This is a genomic window from Prosthecobacter sp., from assembly GCF_014879935.1.
Lineage (GTDB): Bacteria > Verrucomicrobiota > Verrucomicrobiia > Verrucomicrobiales > Verrucomicrobiaceae > Prosthecobacter.
Genome location: NZ_JACSRD010000013.1, coordinates 1 through 2785, shown reverse-complemented (window position 1 = coordinate 2785; position 2785 = coordinate 1). Strand labels below are relative to the sequence as shown.

Genomic DNA, 2785 nt, shown 5'->3' with positions numbered 1-2785 from the left:
CTGAGCACGGTGCAGATCGGGATCACGCTCGTGGGGGTGCTGGCGGGGGCCTTCGGCGGGGCGAGCCTGGCAGGCTATGTGGAGCCGTGGCTGAAGGACATGGCCTGGCTGGCCGGACATGAGGCGGAGGTGGCCTTCGGTCTGGTGGTGGCGTTCATCACGTATCTGTCCCTGATCATCGGGGAGCTGGTGCCGAAGAGCCTGGCGCTGCGCAACGCGGAGGGCATCGCTTCTGCGATGGCGGGGCCGATGGACTGGCTGTCGCGGGTGGCGAGCCCGCTGGTGTGGGTGCTGGAGCTGAGCACGCGGGCGTTCATGCGCTTTTTTGGCAAGTCGAAGGCCCCGGACGGGCCGACGCTGGCGGAGGTGGAGGTGCTGGTGCGGGAGGGCCTGGTGACGGGCAACCTGCACCTGCGCGAGGGCGAGATGGTGGAGGGGGTGTTTGACCTGCGGGAGCTGAAGGCGGAGGAGATCATGCGGCCGAAGCCGCACCTCATTTTCCTGCGGGTGGATGACCTGGCGGCGAGCGCGGCGGAGGAGCTGGAGGAGGGCGTACGGCAGGTGGTGTTCCCGGTGTATGACGAGTCGCGGGATCACATCGTGGGCCTGGTGTCGCTGCGGGCGCTGTTTCTTTCGATCGCGGCGGGGCAGTCGCAGAAGGTCAGCGAGCTGATGCGGGAGCCGGTGTTTGTGTCGGACAACCAGCCGGCGCTGACGCTGCTGGAGGAGCTGCGCAAGGCCTCCCACCACGCGGCGATGGTGACGGACGAGTTCGGCATCGTGCGCGGGATGGTGACGATCGAGGATCTGGCGGAGGAAATCATGGGCGACCTGACGGCGAACCGCCCGGGCACGCCCTCCACGCCGCAGATCCGTGAGAACGGGCCGCAAAGCTGGCTGGTGGACGGGATGACGGAGATCGATGGGGTGAACGCGGCGATCCCGGGCTTTGAGGAGGTGGCGGATGCGGAGGACGACGCCTTCCAGACGCTGGCGGGCTTCATCATGCAGCATCTGGAGCGTCTGCCGCGTGAGGGGGAGAGATTCACGGTGGGGGGCTTCGAGATCGAGATCATCGACATGGACCGCCAGCGCATCGACAAGGTGAGCGTGCGCCGCCTGCCGGAGCCGCCACCGGAGCCGGAGGCGGCCGAATGACGTGACCAGTCCCCTGCCCTGCCTGACTTGATCTGACCAGCCCTGCCCTGCCCATGAGCGCGACCCCTGAGGCCAATCCCCGCCGCGAGACGCTGTGGCGCATCATCTTTCTCTCTGACACACGGCCCGGCCGCGCCTTTGACGTGGCTTTGATCGTGCTGATCCTGCTGAGCGTGGGAACGCTGATGCTGGAGAGCGTGGATGAGCTGCGGGAAGCGCACGGGCGGTGGTTTTCGTTGCTGGAGTGGACCTTAACGGGGCTGTTCACGCTGGAGTATCTGGCGCGGCTGTGGGTGGTGCGGCGGAGCTGGAGCTACGCGCTGAGTTTCTTCGGCCTGGTGGACCTGGTGTCCATCCTGCCCAGCTACCTGGAGCTGCTGGTGCCGGACACGCATTACCTCATGACCTTCCGCGTGCTGCGGCTGCTGCGGATGTTCCGCATCCTGAAGCTGGCGGAGTATTCGGGGGAGGCGAACGTGCTGCTCAACGCGCTGAAGGCCAGCCGGCGGAAGATCGCGGTATTTTTCATGACGGTGATGACGCTGGTGCTGATCGAAGGCACGGTGATGTATGTGATCGAGCACGATGAGAATGCCGGCTTCCGCAACATCCCGCAGTCGATCTACTGGGCGATCGTGACGCTGACGACGGTGGGTTATGGCGACGTGGCGCCGGTGACGGTGCTGGGGAAGATGATGGCGTCGGTGATCATGCTGACCGGCTTCACCATCATCGCAGTGCCGACCGGCATCGTGACGCAGGAGATCGGCCGGGAGATGCGCGGGGCGGTGCGCGGCCCCTTCCGCCGCTGCCGTGAGTGCGGCTGGCAGGAGAATGACCCCAGCGCGCGGTTTTGCCAGCAGTGCGGCACCCGGCTGGAGATGTGAGCCGGGCCGTGGCTCATTTCAGGAGGAACAACTGCCCGATGAGGACCTTCGAGAGCGCCTCGGCGATCAACAGGCCGATGACGAAGGCGGCGGCGGCCTTTCCACCGCGCACGTTGCAGCAGTGGGAGAACGACTTCCACATGAGCGCCACCATCCACACGATGCAGGCCAGGATCACGACGGTGACGGTGGCGAAAACGGCCGCGTCCGGACCACCGGGCAGGGCGGGAACGGCCCCGGGCTTGAGATTGGAGAGGGACTTGATCAAGGCAGCGCTGAACCGATGAAATCCCGGGGCGAGACAGGCCAAAGCGACCAGGACCATCGGCCAGCGGGCCAGAGCCTGCGTGCCGAGCAGATCGATGCTGCGGAAGGCCGTGCGCGACACGACGCGGCCGGCCAGCAGCAGCACGAGACTGAGGCAGAGCCAGTCGATCAGCCCTTCCGCCACGAAAAACCACCCGGGGGCGAGGCGTCCGGCATGCACATCCAGCACGCCATCAAAATGCAGCCCCTTCCCGGCACCGATGAGGGCGGCGACCACGATGGCCGCCAGCCCGAGAGCGAGGGAGGCGGCACCAGCGACGCGTTGAAAGGGGGAGAAGAGCAGCGGGAGCAGTTTCATGGCTAGGGGGAGGAGGCAGGGGGAAGCTTTGCGATGACCTCATCGAGGCGATTGCGGACGGTCGGGTAGCTGACCTTGAGCAGCGCCGCCATTTCCTTGAGGCTGCCGCTGGCCC

The 2785-nt window shown here is 66.5% G+C and carries 4 protein-coding genes; 2 read left to right on the top strand and 2 right to left on the bottom strand.

The features are described from left to right. Both IAE77_RS00160 and IAE77_RS00155 read left to right on the top strand, forming a co-directional pair. Positions 1 to 1158, top strand: a 1158-nt coding sequence (locus tag IAE77_RS00160) for a hemolysin family protein (protein ID WP_294219628.1), incomplete at its 5' end; no start/stop codon positions are given. A gap of 53 nt (positions 1159 to 1211) precedes the next feature. Then, the gene (locus tag IAE77_RS00155) at positions 1212 to 2045 is read left to right on the top strand and encodes an ion transporter (RefSeq protein ID WP_294219627.1); all 834 of its coding nucleotides are present in this window, start codon (positions 1212 to 1214) and stop codon (positions 2043 to 2045) included. Positions 2046 to 2058: 13 nt separating this feature from the next. Here the strand turns inward: IAE77_RS00155 and IAE77_RS00150 are convergent, their stop codons facing one another. Both IAE77_RS00150 and IAE77_RS30880 read right to left on the bottom strand, forming a co-directional pair. Further along, entirely contained in the window at positions 2059 to 2670 is a 612-nt protein-coding gene (locus IAE77_RS00150) for a hypothetical protein (protein WP_294219626.1), read from the bottom strand. A gap of 2 nt (positions 2671 to 2672) precedes the next feature. Continuing rightward, a partial coding sequence (locus IAE77_RS30880) for a DUF2089 family protein (protein ID WP_345780942.1) occupies positions 2673 to 2785 on the bottom strand: 113 nt, incomplete at its 5' end.